This window comes from Methylobacterium sp. E-012, from assembly GCF_057836545.1.
The window spans coordinates 1-16,088 of the sequence record NZ_JBYQEY010000005.1; the positions used below are offsets into that span (position 1 = coordinate 1).

General features: G+C 65.2%; 22 protein-coding genes. 15 read left to right on the forward strand and 7 right to left on the reverse strand.

Annotation, left to right across the window (positions count from 1 at the left end):
* Positions 1-550: 550 nt before the first annotated feature.
* Complete coding sequence (locus AC3IF1_RS29670) at positions 551-1,390, reverse strand: outer membrane protein (RefSeq protein WP_489220698.1); 840 nt, start codon at positions 1,388-1,390, stop codon at positions 551-553.
* A 296-nt stretch (positions 1,391-1,686) separates the two neighbouring features.
* Between AC3IF1_RS29670 and AC3IF1_RS29675 the strand changes: the two genes are divergently transcribed.
* From AC3IF1_RS29675 to AC3IF1_RS29685, 3 genes are all read left to right on the forward strand, one after another.
* On the forward strand, positions 1,687-2,112 hold the full coding sequence (locus AC3IF1_RS29675; RefSeq protein WP_489220741.1) for a hypothetical protein: 426 nt from the start codon (positions 1,687-1,689) through the stop codon (positions 2,110-2,112).
* Positions 2,113-2,311: 199 nt separating this feature from the next.
* Positions 2,312-2,569: a hypothetical protein gene (locus AC3IF1_RS29680; RefSeq protein ID WP_489220699.1), complete on the forward strand. Its 258-nt coding sequence runs from the start codon at positions 2,312-2,314 to the stop codon at positions 2,567-2,569.
* Between the two features lie 278 nt (positions 2,570-2,847).
* The gene (locus AC3IF1_RS29685) at positions 2,848-3,207 is read left to right on the forward strand and encodes a cupredoxin domain-containing protein (protein WP_243964635.1); all 360 of its coding nucleotides are present in this window, start codon (positions 2,848-2,850) and stop codon (positions 3,205-3,207) included.
* A 31-nt stretch (positions 3,208-3,238) separates the two neighbouring features.
* On the opposite strand, the gene AC3IF1_RS29690 is transcribed toward AC3IF1_RS29685, so the two are convergent.
* Positions 3,239-4,312, reverse strand: a complete 1,074-nt coding sequence (locus tag AC3IF1_RS29690; RefSeq protein WP_489220700.1) for a hypothetical protein — start codon at positions 4,310-4,312, stop codon at positions 3,239-3,241.
* Between the two features lie 245 nt (positions 4,313-4,557).
* On the opposite strand from AC3IF1_RS29690, the gene AC3IF1_RS29695 reads away from it, so the two are divergent.
* Positions 4,558-4,848 carry a hypothetical protein gene (locus tag AC3IF1_RS29695; RefSeq protein ID WP_489220701.1) on the forward strand — a complete coding sequence of 97 codons (291 nt, stop codon included), beginning with the start codon at positions 4,558-4,560 and terminating at the stop codon, positions 4,846-4,848.
* 208 nt (positions 4,849-5,056) lie between these two features.
* Here the strand turns inward: AC3IF1_RS29695 and AC3IF1_RS29700 are convergent, their stop codons facing one another.
* The 3 genes from AC3IF1_RS29700 to AC3IF1_RS29710 all read right to left on the reverse strand — a co-directional run bounded on the left by AC3IF1_RS29700 (position 5,057) and on the right by AC3IF1_RS29710 (position 8,147).
* Positions 5,057-5,308, reverse strand: a complete 252-nt coding sequence (locus AC3IF1_RS29700; RefSeq protein ID WP_489220702.1) for a hypothetical protein — start codon at positions 5,306-5,308, stop codon at positions 5,057-5,059.
* Positions 5,309-5,578: 270 nt separating this feature from the next.
* Positions 5,579-7,054 (reverse strand): methyl-accepting chemotaxis protein, encoded by a 1,476-nt coding sequence (locus AC3IF1_RS29705; RefSeq protein ID WP_489220703.1) that lies wholly within the window; start codon positions 7,052-7,054, stop codon positions 5,579-5,581.
* 268 nt (positions 7,055-7,322) lie between these two features.
* Positions 7,323-8,147, reverse strand: a complete 825-nt coding sequence (locus AC3IF1_RS29710) for a helix-turn-helix domain-containing protein (RefSeq protein WP_489220704.1) — start codon at positions 8,145-8,147, stop codon at positions 7,323-7,325.
* A 342-nt stretch (positions 8,148-8,489) separates the two neighbouring features.
* On the opposite strand from AC3IF1_RS29710, the gene AC3IF1_RS29715 reads away from it, so the two are divergent.
* The 5 genes from AC3IF1_RS29715 (at position 8,490) to AC3IF1_RS29735 (ending at position 11,663) form a co-directional block, all read left to right on the forward strand.
* A complete protein-coding gene (locus AC3IF1_RS29715; protein ID WP_489220705.1) occupies positions 8,490-8,753 on the forward strand; it encodes a hypothetical protein in 264 nt (87 codons plus the stop codon).
* A 214-nt stretch (positions 8,754-8,967) separates the two neighbouring features.
* Positions 8,968-9,228 (forward strand): hypothetical protein, encoded by a 261-nt coding sequence (locus AC3IF1_RS29720; protein WP_489220706.1) that lies wholly within the window; start codon positions 8,968-8,970, stop codon positions 9,226-9,228.
* A 271-nt stretch (positions 9,229-9,499) separates the two neighbouring features.
* A complete protein-coding gene (locus AC3IF1_RS29725) occupies positions 9,500-9,832 on the forward strand; it encodes an integration host factor subunit beta (protein ID WP_489220707.1) in 333 nt (110 codons plus the stop codon).
* Positions 9,833-9,928: 96 nt separating this feature from the next.
* On the forward strand, positions 9,929-11,089 hold the full coding sequence (locus AC3IF1_RS29730) for a YihY/virulence factor BrkB family protein (RefSeq protein ID WP_489220708.1): 1,161 nt from the start codon (positions 9,929-9,931) through the stop codon (positions 11,087-11,089).
* A 319-nt stretch (positions 11,090-11,408) separates the two neighbouring features.
* Complete coding sequence (locus AC3IF1_RS29735; RefSeq protein WP_243970265.1) at positions 11,409-11,663, forward strand: hypothetical protein; 255 nt, start codon at positions 11,409-11,411, stop codon at positions 11,661-11,663.
* Here the strand turns inward: AC3IF1_RS29735 and AC3IF1_RS29740 are convergent.
* Positions 11,660-11,965 carry a hypothetical protein gene (locus tag AC3IF1_RS29740; RefSeq protein WP_489220709.1) on the reverse strand — a complete coding sequence of 102 codons (306 nt, stop codon included), beginning with the start codon at positions 11,963-11,965 and terminating at the stop codon, positions 11,660-11,662. The two genes, AC3IF1_RS29735 and AC3IF1_RS29740, sit on opposite strands and share 4 nt — an antisense overlap.
* A 336-nt stretch (positions 11,966-12,301) precedes the next feature.
* Between AC3IF1_RS29740 and AC3IF1_RS29745 the strand changes: the two genes are divergently transcribed.
* The gene (locus AC3IF1_RS29745) at positions 12,302-13,525 is read left to right on the forward strand and encodes a flagellin N-terminal helical domain-containing protein (protein WP_489220710.1); all 1,224 of its coding nucleotides are present in this window, start codon (positions 12,302-12,304) and stop codon (positions 13,523-13,525) included.
* A gap of 669 nt (positions 13,526-14,194) precedes the next feature.
* Here the strand turns inward: AC3IF1_RS29745 and AC3IF1_RS29750 are convergent.
* Positions 14,195-14,464 (reverse strand): hypothetical protein, encoded by a 270-nt coding sequence (locus AC3IF1_RS29750; protein WP_489220711.1) that lies wholly within the window; start codon positions 14,462-14,464, stop codon positions 14,195-14,197.
* 102 nt (positions 14,465-14,566) lie between these two features.
* Here AC3IF1_RS29750 and AC3IF1_RS29755 point away from each other — a divergent pair, with 102 nt between their 5' ends.
* The 5 genes from AC3IF1_RS29755 (at position 14,567) to AC3IF1_RS29775 (ending at position 16,002) form a co-directional block, all read left to right on the forward strand.
* On the forward strand, positions 14,567-14,809 hold the full coding sequence (locus AC3IF1_RS29755) for a helix-turn-helix domain-containing protein (RefSeq protein WP_489220712.1): 243 nt from the start codon (positions 14,567-14,569) through the stop codon (positions 14,807-14,809).
* Positions 14,806-15,132: a hypothetical protein gene (locus AC3IF1_RS29760; protein ID WP_489220713.1), complete on the forward strand. Its 327-nt coding sequence runs from the start codon at positions 14,806-14,808 to the stop codon at positions 15,130-15,132. Before AC3IF1_RS29755 ends, AC3IF1_RS29760 begins: the two co-directional genes overlap by 4 nt.
* On the forward strand, positions 15,129-15,386 hold the full coding sequence (locus AC3IF1_RS29765) for a hypothetical protein (protein WP_489220714.1): 258 nt from the start codon (positions 15,129-15,131) through the stop codon (positions 15,384-15,386). Before AC3IF1_RS29760 ends, AC3IF1_RS29765 begins: the two co-directional genes overlap by 4 nt.
* Positions 15,383-15,547, forward strand: coding sequence for a hypothetical protein (locus tag AC3IF1_RS29770; RefSeq protein WP_489220715.1), 165 nt, complete (start codon positions 15,383-15,385; stop codon positions 15,545-15,547). The genes AC3IF1_RS29765 and AC3IF1_RS29770 overlap by 4 nt, the downstream gene beginning before the upstream one ends.
* A gap of 167 nt (positions 15,548-15,714) precedes the next feature.
* Positions 15,715-16,002, forward strand: coding sequence for a hypothetical protein (locus tag AC3IF1_RS29775; protein WP_489220716.1), 288 nt, complete (start codon positions 15,715-15,717; stop codon positions 16,000-16,002).
* Positions 16,003-16,088: the final 86 nt, after the last annotated feature.

Below are 16,088 nucleotides of genomic sequence, written 5' to 3' on the forward strand. Positions count from 1 at the left end.
TGAGGTCACTGCGCCGCTGGTCGGGCCGCCTGAGGGGGCAATGACGGCGACGACGAAACGGATACGCCCAGCCCCGCCTTCGCGGGGTGCGCCTGAGCACGTCCATCCGCATGTGGCTCGGCGGTGACACGCATCGACGACCATCTGTGGACGACGTCGGATGCTTCTGATTGGTCAAGGTTCAGGGGCGAGCGTGAGATGCCTTCTCCGATCTGGCATCGCCATGTTCGCCAGCTCCCACGCCTTCATTCACTATCATCGCGAACGCTTGGCCGTGCTCTTGTCCTCGGCCCTGTTCTTGGCTGGCGCCCTGCCGCTGTTCTGGGCGATCGGCTGAACCTCTCAGCGCCTAATCCCACAACAAAGAAACACCCCAGGAGCGGGTGCTCCCGGGGTGTCGCCGACCTCGCGGCCAGTTTGATCGAGCTGGGGATGCGAAGGTCAGCCGATCGGCTGCTCTTCGGCGATGAGGGGCGGTGAGGAGGACCAACTACCCCTCGCCCGCCATCGCATCTCCCGGCACGGATGCCGGGAGCAGCGCGACCGGATCTCAGTACGAGCCGAACTTGTAGTTCAGGCCGGCGCGGACGACGGCGAACTCGTCGGAGCGGCGGCCGATGCCGCTGCTGTAGACGGCGGGGAAGTTGCTGGCGGCGTTGATGACGAACGCGCCCTGGTTGCGGGTGTTGCGGTCGAGGTTGACGTACAGGCCTTCGACCTTGAGCGTCACGGCCGAGGAGCGGAAGAAGTTCAGGAACGACTCGGTGGGGAGCGCGTACTCGACGCCGCCGCCGACCGCGTAGCCGGTGCGGAAGCTGTCGTTGCCGGCGTAGCCGCCGAAGGAGCGGTCGGCGCTGCCCGAGCCGTAGGCGAAGCCGCCGGTGCCGTACACGAGGGTGCGGTCGAAGGCGTAGCCGAGGCGGCCGCGCACGGTGCCGAAGTAGTCGAGGCTCGACAGGCCGCGCGGGTCGGTGACGTAGTAGCCGGGGGCGAGGGCGCCGTTGATGAAGGCGTTGTTCCGGCTGCGGCCGAAGTCGAGGTACTGGGCGTCGGCCTCGATGCCGACGACCACGCCCGAGCCCGGGGTGAACTGGTAGTTGTAGCCGATCTGGGCACCGCCGGAGAAGCCGTCCTGGCTGCGGTTGCCGAAGGTGGCGGTGGTGCCGGCGGCGGCATAGGGGGCCGGGACGCCGAAGGTGGAGTTGTTGTTGCTGCGGCTGGAGGCGTCGAACGCGTAGCCGGCGTTGATACCGAAGTAGGCACCCGTCCAGGTGAACACCGGCACGGGGGTGAACACCGGCGGCGGGGCGGCGCGGCGCGGAAGGTCGGCGGCCGAGGCGGCGGCCGTCAGGGCGGTGAACGCGGCCAGCGAGGTCAGGAGCTTGGTCATAACGTAAGGTCCAAATTTCGATCTGATGATAAGGCTACCGGTCCGTAGACGAAATGGCTGTAGTTTTACGGACACACCGCCGGCTGATGACGTGGGACGGTATAGTAAACCATCCATGAACATGCGTTGTACGGTCGAAATACATTGCGATGTACACGACCAGGCGGCGCAACAACTCGGCGGTGGTTTGGTTGCAGCACCCCGTGACTTTGGCCCGCGGCTGTTGCCGAGATGATACAGAAGCGATCCGCCACCCTGCCACAGAATAGGCCCGCCATCGGGTGTTCAGCCCCATCATGCCGATCCGGCCCGAGCACCGCTTTTTCTATCCGATCGACTGGCGCGAGCTATCGATGGCGATCCGCTTCGGCCGGGCGCAGGGCCGCTGCGAGAGCTGCGGCCGGCCACACGGTCGCATGGTCTATCATCTGGGCGACGGGCGCTGGTGGGACGCGGACGCTAGCCGCTGGCGCGACGGCTGGGGCAGACGGATCCGGATAGCTGCGGAGGCTGACATCCTTGGACGCGCTCGCCGGACTTGGGTGGTGTTGGCTGCAGCCCATCGGGACCACGACACCTCGAACAATGCGGACGCCAACCTCGCGGCCTTCTGCCAGCGCTGCCACATGATCCACGATCGGCCGGAGCATCAGCGGCGGCGTTGGCGCACCCTGTTCCGGCGGAAGGCGCTCGGCGATTTGTTCGGCGGTCCTTACGCTTGAAGCATGGGGCGCTCGACGAGGCTGAACCAGCAGCTCCAGGGCGCCGGCTCCTCCTACGGATCGTAGGTCTGGCCGCGATGGTCGGGCATTTGCAACAGGATGCATGCGCCGCGCCCGGCCGGCAATCGCGCCGCCGCCAACTGTCACCGCGCGCACATCTGGGCTGACAGGTACCGCCTTCGCGCGGCACCCGTCCGCCATGGCGACTCTCGACAAGAACAGCTGCGAGGTGCGGATCGACGGCGCGTGGCAACTCGTGCCGCTGGCCGAGGCGCACGCCCGCCACCGCTCAGCCGAGAAACGCTGCCCAGTCTGCCATGGGCAGGTTCGCACGCAGGGGAGTTACTCGGCGCAGGGCACCGTCGCCATGACGCACCAGCGGGCGCATGACGGCTGCCCCAGAATACCGCGGTCCTACGCCGGCATGCCGAAGCGACACCCGCAGGCCCTGGATTGAGATGCGCCGTTCGCGTGACTGCCGGTTCCGGGATCGCAACCCATGCGGGATCCTGCATGGCTGAGGCGGCAGAACACCACCGCTGGATCGAGGACCGAGCCTCCCGTGATCGCTATGGTTTCAAATTTGGTACATTGACAAGGCAAATGCCACTGAACCCGCAAATCACCGGCAAAGCAACTTCAGATTTAGGACCCTATAGAGACTTGAGTTAAGTCGTTCGCAGATCGTCGGCTTTAAATACTACTCTTATCAGATTTCTTACCCAGGTTGTATCCGTGTCGATTTACAATCTCCGCAGTCATTTTTTCCGCTGCAGCGCCTTTGCGCTAGTCGCAGGGCTGCTAGCGCTTGGACCGGCCCAGGCCAGCCTGTCCAGCGTCGTCCGGATCGTGCTGCAGAAGGGCCGGCACTACGATCCGACCGACCTGTTCCTGCACCGAGGTGACACCATAACCCTGGTCAATGGCGACGAGAATGCCGTGCATCACGCCTTCATCGAGGCCGATCGGTTCTCGTTCGACGCGGGCGATGAGGAGCCCGGCAAGCAGGCCACGCTGACGCTCAAGGAGCCCGGTGATTTCGTGATCCAGTGCGGCATCCATCCGAAGATGAAGCTCACCCTCCACGTGCAGTGAATGGTTCGATACCCGCCCTTTTCCGATCGCCTCAGATGACCGGTAGACGACCGAAGCCCTCGTACAGGGCTTCGTGGCCGACGTAGTACAGTGCCAGGAAGATCGCGAGCGCGCCGCCAAAGTATGCCGGCGCCCAAGCAGCGTCACGCACCCGCACTGCGGTTCGCACATCATCAGCCGCGATCCCGAGCAGTACGACGATGATGCCCGAGTGGCCGATCGCGTCGACCTTGCCGAACTCGAACACCGCCGAAACGAAGATCGCCGTCAGGATGATCGCGGCAGTCCGACGCACCAGCGGCGTCCAGATCAGCGCGAAGGCGAGAGTGAACTCGATGACGCCGGCGGCCTGCATGAACAGCTCGGGGGTCGCGCCCATGGTCATCTGCGGCTTGGCGGCCAGCAGCGGATCGGTCCACTGCGGGTAGGCCCACTTCTCGACCGATGCCCACATCAGCGTGATCGCGGCAGCCCACCGCACGATGTCGAGGGGGCGAACGCCGAAGGGCTTCAAGCCGAGGCTCTGGCAGATCAGGTAGGCGGCCACGCCCAGGAACACCGGATAATCGGCGAGGTGGAAGACGCCGTACTGCGCCGTGGCGTAGCTGAACAGGAAGACGATACCGAGCCCGGTGAGCGGCATGGTCCGGCGCCAGATCAAGCACGCCGCCATGGCGAGTTGCAGCCACGGGATCCAGGCCACGTCGGTCTTCAGTTCCGGGGTCAGGATGATGCCGCCGAGGTCGAAGAGCGAAACCAGGAAAAAGCCGAGCGTGCAGCGGACCAGCAGCTCGGTGTCGATGCGGATGCGGGTTGTGACACGGTCGAGCGCATTCAGGAGAGCGCCGCCGAGCGGAGTGCCCTCGGCCAGGCAGCCCGCCATCAGGCAGACCAGGGCGAGCCCCGTCAGCCACTCGAAGTTCGGGCACAGCACCTGTTCGAGGCCACGCGGTTGGCCGGCGACGTCGTAGGCGCAGAACCACTTCACGTGAGCGCTGGCCGAACCTGTGCCGGCGAGCAGAAGTAGGGTCGGCGGCGCAGCGAGGCTCGCGAGAGTGCGCAGACCCAGGCGGAGTGAGAGCCTGGGCGCCGTGACCCGAACCATGATGACCTCGGAGGGTGAGACGGGCGGCCAGCCCGCCTACGTATTTCCTCACAAAGCTGAGCTTCGTGCCAACGAATTATTAACCTCTGTTACACGATGGTTAATACGGTGGAATGAGTTGGATAAAGAGCCGGCAACTGTGCAGATCTGCGCTTGACGTCGTAAATGTGCTTACAAGATAGGCAAATCCGCATCAGCTGCAGGCGGTCCTATCCGTGCAACTGCCCAAGTGACCTGAGGCGACGATGAACACCGTGGGACCCCATTCCATCGTTCCGTTCGGCGAGGTTCAGGGTCTCACGACGGCTCTGGCCGGCGCCTTCGCCGAGGGGGTGGATCTCGGGCCCCGTGGGGCACAGATCCGCGCCCTGGGGGAGTCACTCGCAACGATGATCGAGGCGTTGCGCCTAGAGCTTGTCGGCCTCGGCGAGCTACTGCAGGTCGATGACGTGAAAGATGCCGTGGAGTTGGATCTCGAGCAGCTCATCCGTATGGCGACGGCCGCTCGCACCTACGACATAGGCGAGGCTGGTTGAGGTTATTGATTGTATGGACAGGCCGTGAGCCGGTGCCTGCGATGTTCAGTTCCCCCACACTGCACCGACCCTTACGCGACCGCCCGGCCGAGGCGTCACGGGTGCCCGATGGGGAACTGGCCCACGGAGTACCTGTCGTCGCGTGCTTGCCCGCGCGGGCAGGGCGATCATATCACCCTCGGAGCGGCCCTGCCGCCAAAGCGGACGCTCAGACGTGTCCCGCGGAGGCCAGCCTTTGCTCGCTAGAGACCGCATCGGAAATCACAGCGCCCGGCCGGAGCGCGCGCACGAGATCCGCGTCGAGGCGGCCCGCCATACCGTCCAGGATCGCGTCGAACTGTGCGGCCGACAGGGTGGTCGAACGCCCCTCGGCCAACAGCGTCGCTGCAGCCGTGTCGAAGTCGGCGAGAGCTGACGTCTCGTCGCGCTTGAGGCGCAGCGGGACGATCGTCCCTATCATGACTGATCGACCTTCGGATCCGCATTCTCGGATCGGTATGGTCCCCTAAACAGACCTTGCTTCAGCGCACCCCTCAAAGCTGCAGCCTCGTTCATCGCCCAGCCGAGCTGCCGATGGGGAACCATCCGGCTGTCGAAAGCAGCGTCGATCCGGGTGCAGCTGATTGCGTAGGGTTCTGGCCCCACCTCGACGGCTACGCGGAGTAGGTCCCCGAGCGCATCGTCGAGACTGGCCTGCACAGCAGCCACATCACCTGTGTCGTCCATGACTTCAGCCCACCGCCCGTGCAGCCTCGCGCACCTGGCGCGTGGCGGCATCGACCTGCTCGCTCGCCCGGGCGATCGCCTCCATACCGCCGGCGATCGTCGTCACCCCGTGGGCGGCCGTGTGCATGCTGCCCGACATCTCCCGGGTCACGGCCGACTGCTCCTCCACCGCCGCCGCGATCGCTGCTGAGACCTCATCCAGTTTGCCGATCGTGCCCTGGATCGAACCGATTGCGCCCACCGCCTCGCGCGTGGCCGCTTGGGTCGCGGTGATCTGCACACGGATCTGATCTGTCGCCTTGGCAGTCTGCTCGGCCAACGCTTTCACCTCGGAGGCAACCACCGCGAAGCCTTTGCCCGAGGCGCCCGCCCGCGCCGCCTCGATCGTGGCGTTGAGTGCCAACAAGTTGGTCTGCGCGGCGATCCCCTGGATCATGGTCACGACCTCGCCGATCTGCGTGGCCTGGCCGCTCAGGCCCTCAACGATGCTGCCGGTGTGGCGCGCCTGCTCAACCGCCTCGCCGGCCATGCGCGCGGCGTGGCTGACCTGCTGGCTGATCTCGCCGACGGATGCTGACAGCTCCTCCGCGCCCGAGGCCACCGCCTGGATGTCGCTCGACACCTGCCCCACGATGCCGGCGGCCTCGGCTGTCTGCAGGGTGACAGCCTCGACCGCGGTACCGATCGCGTCGAGATCCGTGCTGATCGCCCGCTGCGCCTCGGACCGGCGCTGGCGCTCATGCACCTGTTCGGTGATGTCGGCGGCGAACTTCACCACCTTCACCGGCACACCGTCCCGGTCGCGAATCGGGTTGTAGGTCGCCTGGATCCAGACTTCGCGGCCGCCCCGGGCGATGCGCCGGAACTCATCCGCGGCGAACTCGCCACGCCCGAGCTTCACCCAAAAATCACGGTAGGTCGCGCCTGCCCGCTCGTTCGCATCTACGAACATGCTGTGGTGCCGCCCCTGGATCTCGTCGAGCCGATAGCCCATCGCGTTGAGGAAATTGGTATTGGCGGTCAGAACGGTGCCATCGAGCGCGAACTCGATCACCGCCTGGGAGCGGTGCAAGGCTTCGAGCTGGCCATCATGGTCGATGTTGCGCAGCACCTGCGCGGTGATGTCGGTAGCGAACTTCACCACCTTCGTGACTCGACCAGCCCTGTCCAGGACAGGATTGTACGTGGCCTGAATCCAGATCTCGCGCCCGTCCTTAGCGATGCGTTTAAACTCGCGGGTTTGACCTTCGCCACTGCGCAGTGCCTCCCAGAACGTGCGGTACGCGTCGCCATTGCGCTCGCTGGCGGGGACGAACAGCTTGTGATGCTGCCCCTTCACCTCGGCGAGGGTGTAGCCCATCAGGTCTAGGAAGAGCGCGTTAGCGGCCAAAACCGTGCCATCGGAGGCGAACTCGATCCGAGCTCGGGATTTGTCGATCGCCGCCATGAGAGCGCGCAGATCAGCATCGAACAGCGGCATGGATGCCTCCCCCAACTCAACCGCTTGCCGAGCAGCGGTCACTTTAGGCAAAATTGTGCACGAGTACGTTGAGCAATTGTTAGCAAGAGTTATAGCGCGGCTTCATCTTTCTGTGAGCCCTCTACGACAGGAAAGCCCTACTTGAGGTAGTCAGGGTGGTGTCGACGCAGGCGACATCACCGAAGCTTCCCACGGTCTTCTCGTCGCACACAGCATCAACGATTCCGCGTCCGCCCTGCCGAACGCCTCTAGGCCCTCACCGCATGGCTCAGCCGCCTCCATCACCCGCGCGGATTCTCGCGTGGTCTGATCGGTCTAGGTCGCCCGCCGCTCGTCGGCAGCCCTTTTTCGGTTCCGTTTTCCTCGATTCTCCCAGACCTAGAGTCTGAGTAGACGTGGTGGTCGCGCTTTTGACCCCTCCCCCCTGCGAGAGGGAGGGTGCTGCCTGCTCTCTCCGGTTCGAGAGAGGATCGCCTTTCCGCGCCAGCCGCAGCCAAGCCAGCCACTCGCGGCTCACGATGCGCACGATGTTCGTGTCATTGCGCCAGCCAGTGACCTGCCGCTCCTCAACGGTCACAAACCCGAACCGCACAGCCTCGCGGATCGCGTTCTTCACGGTCGAGCGTGAGACCCCGACCACGGCCGCGACGTTGTCGATCGCCAGCCGGCAGTCGCCGCGGCGCGCTACCTCAGCAGCGACCAGGGCGAGCACGCCTTGCTCGGCGTGGGTGAACTTGGCGGCGAGACCTAGCGGCATGCGCCCAGAGGCGGCCCAGCGGCGGCGGCGCTCCATCGAGGCGCCCGTGCGTGGCCGGGAGCCGACGCCAGGCCTCCTGGGGCTTCCTATGCGATTTGAGACGTTCTCAGCTCCATCCCCCATCCGGGGTGTGACAGTTGCCGCACCGTTCGGGTTCTGTCCGGATCGCGGTCCACTTTTAGACAGCGTTCGCGCCTCGATCAGGCCGGACAGAGCTTCGGCCTCGGGCTCCGTGATCTTCCCCTCCCCGTAGGCGCGCCACAGCAGCGCCGTCACCTGCGGCAGGGTGATTCGGCTCGCGGCCTCGATGGCGCACCTCAACTCGTCGGCAAACATGGTCGTCAGCCCCGTGAAAGGGCCGCAACAGGTCGTTCCGGGCCGCCGCAGGGGCGTCCGGTCCACAGGGCAAAGCCTCATCGTCGCGGGAATTGACGTTCCCGCTTGACGCCTAGGGCGTCTTCGTGGCTTGTGAGGGGTGCATCCGGCCTCACAGGCCCTTTTGATTTCGACGGCCCTCCAGTTTGGCGACTGGGGGGCCGTTGGCTTTTCAGGGGTCGACTTGCGGCGGCGGTGTCTCCTGATGGTGCCGGCGACTCGCGCGAGGCGCGCGCCAGCCGGACATGGCATGTCGACCGGGCGGCACGGTTAAGTCAACGTCAGGGAATGATCAGCGCGACCATGCCGGCAGGACCTTCGACCCTCGCGGACCTGCGCAAGGCGGGCATCATCACGAGCCAGGAGATCGTCGCGGCGATCGACGTCTACCTGCGAGATCCGATGGCTGGCCCCTACCGCTTCGACAGCGGCCACAGCGTGGACATCGCAGCTCTCGTGAACGCGACCCCCGCCTTCGGGGCGGTGGACCGATCAGGACCGCAGGAGAAGGCGTTTCGGACGGTACTGGCGGCCGCCGTCATGTCGGCTCACCCGACCCTGCCGTGATCCTCGGCCGCTCGGCCCCGCCCCGATCTGATCACGGGGCGGGGGAGCGTCCAATCTCACCAGCGATGAGCCGGGCCGATACGCAACGCGGCTCTAGGGCAGGATGCACGCGGCCTGTTAGCGAGGCATCAGCAAGCTGACGTTGCTGGCATCCTGGGTCGGGACCGTTTCAGGTAAGCGCGTCCCCGAAGGTGAGCACCAAGGTAGCCCGGGGATGAGCGAGAAAGACGTCGAGTTCGAGCACTCTCCGCTGTCCGGCCCAGTCACGCGGGATGGTGAGACGGTCGAGGTCGAGATCTATCGTTTCCCTGGCACGCCAGAGTGTTGGCGCATGGAGGTTGTCCACCTCTCCGGCTGCACCCGATGGGACACGACGTTCGCGACCGATGCGGACGCACCGGTTGCCTTCGATGAGATGCTCGACGCTGTCGGCATGGCGCCCTTCGTCGGCCATCGGCCCACGGCGTGGAACTGATCACGTCTCCGCGGCTCGAAAAAGCCCGCGCCGGCGAACCGGGCGGGCTGATCCAGATCCGAGCATCGGGGACGAAAGATCGAACCTCCGCGCGTCATACCATGGCGCGGTTAAAGAAAAGCCCGCCGCGGGAGGACCGGGCGGGCGAGGCAGGGAGGCGTCCCGAATGGCTACCGGACGTCGAAAGCATTCCTCACGCCGCACGGTTAATGAATCCTTAGCCCGTCCCGGCGCGGTTGCTGCCTGCAGAATGACGCGGCATCGCTCACGCATGATCCGATCCGAGCTTGTCGCCCGCATCGCGGAGCAGAACCCGCACCTCTACGCGAAGGATGTCGAGGCGGTGGTCGACGCCATCCTCAACCGGATCGCCGACGCGCTGGCGGACGGCGACCGCGTTGAGCTGCGCGACTTCGGTACGTTTGCGGTGAAGGAACTCGGCGCTCGCACGGGCCGCAATCCGCGGACGGGCCAGAGCGTCGCCGTCGCGGCCAAGCGGAATGTCCAATTCAAGGCGGGCAAGACCCTGCGCGCGCGGCTGAACCTCAGGCCGGCACACCAGGAGCGCGAGGCAGAGCGTCTGGTGCGCGCCTCTAGTTCTTAACCCCAGGAATAATGCGATATCTTCTGCAACGCGGTTTGACGGCTCGTTGTTGTGGCGGCGATCTTCAGCATCCGTCCGCGAGGCAACGAACCGCCAATGGCTCCCCTCCCCTCGAACTCCGGACCATCCCGCGACCCTGTTGGACAAGCTTCGACAGTCTGGACGCTGGCGCTCGCCACCGCCCTTATCGGCCTCGTCGCGTTGCCGAGGCGCTCGACGACGCGCAAGCCCAGCGGGGCCCAGGGTGAAGGTGATGCACGGCAGGCGTCGCCCTCACATTCCGGCCAGGAGGCCCACGAGGTAGCCCGTACTCAGGCCGACCGCGGACGCCAGGCCACACGGCCGACCGAGATCCCGGCCAAAGGCTGGAAAGACATCGCCCTGCGTACCTACCGCGACGTGGGCGAGAACCGGATCATGCTGGTGTCGGCCGGCGTGACCTTCTTCGCCCTGCTGGCGATCTTCCCCGCGATCGCCGCCCTGGTGTCCGTCTACGGTCTCGTGGCTGATGCCTCGACCATCAACGCCCAACTCGCCAGCCTGCAGGGGATCCTGCCCCAGGGCGCGCTCGACATCCTCAGCGACCAGGTCAAGAACCTGAACGAGAAGGGCAACGCGACGCTGGGCCTGAGCCTGCTCGTGAGCGTCGCTCTCTCGGTGTGGAGCGCCAACGGTGGCATGAAGCACATCTTCGATGCGCTCAACCTCGTCTACAACGAGCGCGAGAAGCGCAACTTCTTCGTGCTCAACCTCGTCTCGCTAGCGTTCACCGCTGGTGCGCTGCTGTTTCTGATCCTGGCGCTCGTTGCAGTCGTCGTGCTGCCGGTCGTGTTCGAGTTCATCGGGATCGGCAAGGACGCCTGGTGGCTAGCCTTGCTGCGCTGGCCCGTGCTCCTAGTCGCCGTCCTCGGCGGCTTGGCAGTGCTGTACCGCTATGGCCCTAGCCGGGATGCGCCGCGCTGGCACTGGGTCACCGGGGGGAGCGCGGCAGCGGCGGTTCTCTGGCTTGGAGGCTCGCTGCTGTTCTCGTGGTACGTCGCCCACTTCGGCAGCTACAACAAGACCTACGGTTCGCTCGGGGCGGCGATCGGGTTCATGACCTGGATTTGGATCTCGACGACGATCGTGCTGTTAGGCGCACAGATGAACGCCGAGATGGAGCACCAGACGGCCGAGGACACCACCGTAGGCGAGCCTCAGCCCCTGGGCTCGCGGGGAGCGAAGATGGCCGATAGTGTCGGGGCCGCCGCAGAGTAGGTGTACGCCCCTCAAAGCTCAGGGTCGCACCTCCGTTTCTGTTCAGCCGCCTGAGCGGAGCGTTCGGCGTACAGAGGCTGCCCCTCGGCTCGGTTCGCGGTGATGCGCTCACGCAGCAGAACGGCGCGTCGTGCGATCGCCTCCGCGTCGCAGGTTCGGCAGGGACCGCCACGACCGGCAGCTCGGCAGTTGTTGGGGTTCTGGCAGGAACGGCGTGGCACAAGGCCGATCATAGGCATCTCACGCGACCGCCGTCACGCTCAAGCCGCTACAATCCAACGACCTAGTCCTGCCGAGCTCGCTGGCGTACCAGCTCACCATGGCCAAGCGCATCAAGCTACTCCCGCAGGAGCGGGGTACCGTCCTGTTCGATGTCGTCTTTGAAGACGGCAGCCGCGCCTCGAACCGGCGCGTGCCGATGGATATCCTAGGCGGCCTAGATGGCGATCAGCCGGCCCGCGATCTCATCGAGCAGCAAGAGGCCGAGATCGCCCAGAAAGCCGGCCGATCGCCGCGAGCGATCCAGAACCTGATGCGCGCTGCCAAGCCAGAGCCGAAGCCTACGCGGGACTAGCGGGACTTTCGTTCGGCGCCCTTCTGCAGCGTCGCCCGCACCTGCGCGACGTGCGACGGCTCAGGGCGACCAAGTAAGGCGCCGATCGCCTCGTGGCAGGCGAGCCAGCGCTGCATCGTCAACGCCAGATCAGTCCCGGCTATGTCAAAGCCGTAACGAACCACCCGCCGATTGACGGCCTGCAACCGGCGGTTCAGCCAGCGGACACGGGCCAGCAGGATCAGAAACCGGGCCATGTCAGGCCAGGACAGGGGCTGAGCGGCTGCGGCGATCTCGCGGTGGGTCGGGATGACGGTCGGCATCAGCGCACCTTGGCGAGGTCAAGGAGTACAGCGCCTGCTGCGGAAATAACGTTCCCGCGGTCGCGCCAGCGCAGCGGCTCCACCTCGATCACACTCCCGGTGCTCTCGGCCGCCACACTCGACAGAGTTGGCCTGGCCGCCTTTCTACTGAATACCATCGAACTCAGGGTTGAGCGACTCTGAGATCACACCTAAGAGCTGTGTAAAAACAGATACTGTTAACCAGTATAGTATGAGTACAAGTGATATTTTTCGGACTTAACCTGCATTCAATTCGGAATTGTTCCTGATGAGGAACCCCGAAAAACGGGTTGCTACAACCAGAAAGTTTGATCGATGTCGTCCATCACCCTCTCGGCCGCGACCCGTCAGAACCTGCTTTCGCTGCAGGATACGGCCTCGCTCCTGTCGACCACCCAGAACCGCCTGGCCACCGGCAAGACGGTCAACTCGGCGCTCGACAACCCGACCAACTTCTTCACCTCGCAGGCCCTCGACAGCCGCTCCACGAGCCTGAACTCCCTGCTCGACGGCGTCTCCAACGGCGTCCAGTCGATCCAGGCCGCCAACCAGGGCATCACCTCGATCCAGAAGCTCGTGGATCAGGCCAAGTCCCTCGCCAACCAGGCGCTGTCGACCCAGCTCACCACGACCGGCACGGCGACCAACGCCTTTCCCACCACCACGAGCACGGCTTCCACGACGGCCCTGTTCACGATCAACGGTACCTCCGTGTCGGCGACCTTCGCCGCATCGTCGAGCATCACCGCCGTGGTATCGGCGTTGAATTCCGCAGTCAGCTCGGCCAGCACCACGTCGAGCGGATCGTTCGGCGCCGGCGCGATCTTCTCGGTCGATAGCACCGGCACCAAGATCGTCCTGAACGCGCAGGCCGACGTGGAATTCCAGAACTCCACCAGCCAGGCGGCGCTCGGCTTCGCGTCGTCCTCGACCACAGCCTCGACCTATGGCACTGCGGCCAGCACGGTGGTCTCCAGCGACCTGGCCGTGTCCGGCGTCAGCCAGCGTAAGTCCCTGGCGCAGCAGTACAACAACCTGCTCAACCAGATCACCCAGCTCGCCGGCGATGCCAGCTACAACGGCGTCAACCTGATCGCTGGCACCGGCAACAACCTGACCATCAAGTTCAACGCCAACGGCAGCTCCAAGCTGGACGTCTCGTCGGTGGACGCGACCGCCAGCGGCCTGGGCCTGACCTCGGTCACCAACTCGAACAGCTCGACGAGCTCGAACGGGCTGGGCAACTTCCTGCTGAACTCCGACGTCAACTCCACCCTGACCACGCTGACCAACGCCGGCAGCGCGCTCGACTCGGCGGCGAGCAACCTGGGCTCGAACCTCTCGGTGGTGCAGAACCGGCAGGATTTCTCGAAGCAGCTCATCAACGTGTTGCAGACCGGTTCGGCCAACCTGACCAACGCCGATCTGAACCAGGAAGCCGCCAACTCGCAGGCGCTGTCGACCCGTCAGTCGATGGGCATCTCGGCGCTCTCGCTGGCCAACTCGGCGCAGCAGGGCGTCCTGACGCTGCTACGGTAATCCTCAGTACCGTCACTGAAACGACGGCCGGGGCACCTACCCCGGCCGTTGCATGAAAGCGTGGTTGTCATCACGCTCGCTCCAGCAGGTCGATGAGTAGCGAACCGGCCGCTGCGATGACATTGTCTCGGCCGCGCCAGGGCAGGATCGGGGAGGTCGCAAATTTCGCTCAGCAGCGCGTTGCGCTTGTAGTGCGAGAGCGCCCGAAGCTTGACTCGGAAGCCCTCTGCCGTGAGGGCCGGTTGGCTCGCCAACTGGTGCGCTAGGGTAGCGGCGGCGTCGCCCACGTCGGCCGCATCAGCTTTCAACCGTAGATCCTCGGCGGGCAGCACGGCATTCCAGGCAGCGATGGCCGCGGTCTCACGGGCGCGGGCCGCCTCGAACTGGTGCCCGAGCCGCAGCAGCTCGGTATCGTTGCTGGGCTTCAAGCGTCACGGCCTGCCACGGCTCGATCGTGCCGGGCTGCTGCTCGTCCGGCAGGTTGCGGTAGCGGCGATCCACCGGTAGCGGGCGGCGCTCGGCGGTGGCGACAGGGCGCACTGGGACGGGCTGGCTGAAATCTGGGATGCGGACGTGCGTCATCGTTCGAGCTCCGGTGAGGGCTCGTGGCGGTGGGTCGGTGGTGGCGAGGAGGTGCGGGCTGGGGCTCAGCCCGGCGGGGTTAGAAGGTCAGTGGGCGGCGGCGCGGCGGGCGGCCTTGAGGGCGGAGGACAGGGCCTCGCGACGAGAGACGCCGCAGCACTCCTGGATGCCGATGGCGGCCTTGCAGGCGGCGGCCATGATCGCGGCGCGGTCGTACTGACCGGCGGTGGCGAGGGGGCGGGTGCGCGCGCCGAACTGGATGAGGGCGCGGGCGCTGAGCAGGCCGGCGGGGATCTTGGGCTTGCTGTCGTGGCCGGCGCGGTCGATCTGGGTCCAGGTGACGGTGCGATGGGACATGGGCTTGGCCCTCAGGGCAGCATCTGCTACACTTGAGGTGTAATGCGAACCATCTGAGGTGTCAACACCTGAGAGGCATCGCGACACCTCTGAGGTGTATTTGTGTTGACGGCTGAGCAGCTACGCGCCGCGCGGGCACTGATCCGGTGGGAGCAATCGACGGTTGCCGAAAAGGCCGGCGTGTCGGTCGAGACCGTAAAGCGGTTGGAGAAGTTGGACGGCCCGCTAATGTCCACGAAATCCGCCACGATCCATGCGCTTGAGGCTGCGTTTCAGGCAGCCGGAGTCGAGTTCACCAACGGCGGCGAGCCAGGCGTGAAGCTGCGTCGGAAGGATCTGGCGTGACTGCCGAACCCGCCTCCCCAGAGCGCCTGTCTGAGGTCCGCCGTCTCACGGAAGCCCTGATTGACCAGGTGCTCGAAGCGCAGATCGTGGGGCGGCCGGTTCCGCAGCAACAAAGCAAGGCGTTGATCAAAGTGGCCTCCTTCCTTCGAGACTGCAATCTGCCGTGGTGGCCATTGCTCACTCAGGCGCTTCATGGACTGGGGCGCGAAGATGACGATGCAGTGCCTAAAAACTCTGCCAGAGACGAGGGGCTGGATGGCATCGACCCGGAGGGCCTGACACGTTTTCTCACTGCTTTTTGGAAAGAGAAGCGACAACAGTGACCTACACCGTCGACCAACTGGCACCCGGTAGCTACGACGTGCTGCGCGACGGCGCGGTGGTGGCGGGTCTCGTGCGCAGCGTCCACCGCAACGGGCCAGGCGATACGTGGCAAGTCGAACTGCTGGATGAGGTGGCGCCTGCCGAGCGGCCTGCACCGTTCATAGCTCAACGGCACGTCTTCAAATCGCGCTCGGCCGCCCTGGAATGGCTCGGCATCCAAGAGGCTGATGCTACTGCCGAGCCGAGCGGATGAACGCGATCAAAGGGCGAGCGCTGGCGATCGGCGTGGCTGTCGTGCTCGTGAGCGTCGAACGAGCGCTTGAGGTCGCGGGCTTGGAGTACGCGTTCGAGGACTGTGCCATTGCTGCGGTCACGGCAGCCGTCATCGTAACGGTAGTGGACTGCACGCTATGACCGCCGCCTCTACCTTCATCCCCGAGAACGGCGGCGGGGCCGGGATCCGGTTTCGAGGCGGAAGGGTTAGGGCCTGCCTCACCGCACGCAAACAGCTGCCGTATGGGTCGACTGGAACAACCAGCGGTAAATACCCTTCTATTCAGGTTTAAGAACCTGGAGGAAACATGTCCAAGATCCTGAAGATCGCCACCGCCACTGCGATGCTCACGCTGTCAGCGAGCTTCGCTGTTGCCGCTCCTTGCAATGTCGGCACGACCACGAATGCAGCTACCGGGAAGGATACCAGCTCGAACGTCGATGGCGGTTCGACCGCAAAGGTGAGCCCTGGTGCCAAAGCAGAGTCTCCCGGCACGGTCGGCGCAATGAACAACACCGGCGCGGCCATGAAAGATGATGGCTCGAAGAAAGCCCCCGAAGGTGAGCCTGTGAAGCCCGGCGCCGACAACTGTTGAGTCTGCATCACCGGCCGGGGCAATCTCCACGACGTGCTGAGCTTGGTGCGGCCCCTGGTTGGTAATGCGGGATCGTCCAAGTCCAT

Coding starts and splice junctions, on each gene's coding strand:
- AC3IF1_RS29775 (WP_489220716.1), top strand. CDS start 15,715: ATGTCCAAGATCCTGAAGATCGCCACCGCCACTGCGATGCTCACGCTG.
- AC3IF1_RS29720 (WP_489220706.1), top strand. CDS start 8,968: ATGAGCGAGAAAGACGTCGAGTTCGAGCACTCTCCGCTGTCCGGCCCA.
- AC3IF1_RS29680 (WP_489220699.1), top strand. CDS start 2,312: ATGGCGACTCTCGACAAGAACAGCTGCGAGGTGCGGATCGACGGCGCG.
- AC3IF1_RS29725 (WP_489220707.1), top strand. CDS start 9,500: ATGATCCGATCCGAGCTTGTCGCCCGCATCGCGGAGCAGAACCCGCAC.
- AC3IF1_RS29700 (WP_489220702.1), bottom strand. CDS start 5,308: ATGATAGGGACGATCGTCCCGCTGCGCCTCAAGCGCGACGAGACGTCA.
- AC3IF1_RS29705 (WP_489220703.1), bottom strand. CDS start 7,054: ATGCCGCTGTTCGATGCTGATCTGCGCGCTCTCATGGCGGCGATCGAC.
- AC3IF1_RS29770 (WP_489220715.1), top strand. CDS start 15,383: ATGAACGCGATCAAAGGGCGAGCGCTGGCGATCGGCGTGGCTGTCGTG.
- AC3IF1_RS29730 (WP_489220708.1), top strand. CDS start 9,929: ATGGCTCCCCTCCCCTCGAACTCCGGACCATCCCGCGACCCTGTTGGA.
- AC3IF1_RS29715 (WP_489220705.1), top strand. CDS start 8,490: ATGCCGGCAGGACCTTCGACCCTCGCGGACCTGCGCAAGGCGGGCATC.
- AC3IF1_RS29735 (WP_243970265.1), top strand. CDS start 11,409: ATGGCCAAGCGCATCAAGCTACTCCCGCAGGAGCGGGGTACCGTCCTG.
- AC3IF1_RS29710 (WP_489220704.1), bottom strand. CDS start 8,147: ATGTTTGCCGACGAGTTGAGGTGCGCCATCGAGGCCGCGAGCCGAATC.
- AC3IF1_RS29740 (WP_489220709.1), bottom strand. CDS start 11,965: ATGCCGACCGTCATCCCGACCCACCGCGAGATCGCCGCAGCCGCTCAG.
- AC3IF1_RS29750 (WP_489220711.1), bottom strand. CDS start 14,464: ATGTCCCATCGCACCGTCACCTGGACCCAGATCGACCGCGCCGGCCAC.
- AC3IF1_RS29675 (WP_489220741.1), top strand. CDS start 1,687: ATGCCGATCCGGCCCGAGCACCGCTTTTTCTATCCGATCGACTGGCGC.
- AC3IF1_RS29690 (WP_489220700.1), bottom strand. CDS start 4,312: ATGGTTCGGGTCACGGCGCCCAGGCTCTCACTCCGCCTGGGTCTGCGC.
- AC3IF1_RS29745 (WP_489220710.1), top strand. CDS start 12,302: ATGTCGTCCATCACCCTCTCGGCCGCGACCCGTCAGAACCTGCTTTCG.
- AC3IF1_RS29670 (WP_489220698.1), bottom strand. CDS start 1,390: ATGACCAAGCTCCTGACCTCGCTGGCCGCGTTCACCGCCCTGACGGCC.
- AC3IF1_RS29695 (WP_489220701.1), top strand. CDS start 4,558: ATGAACACCGTGGGACCCCATTCCATCGTTCCGTTCGGCGAGGTTCAG.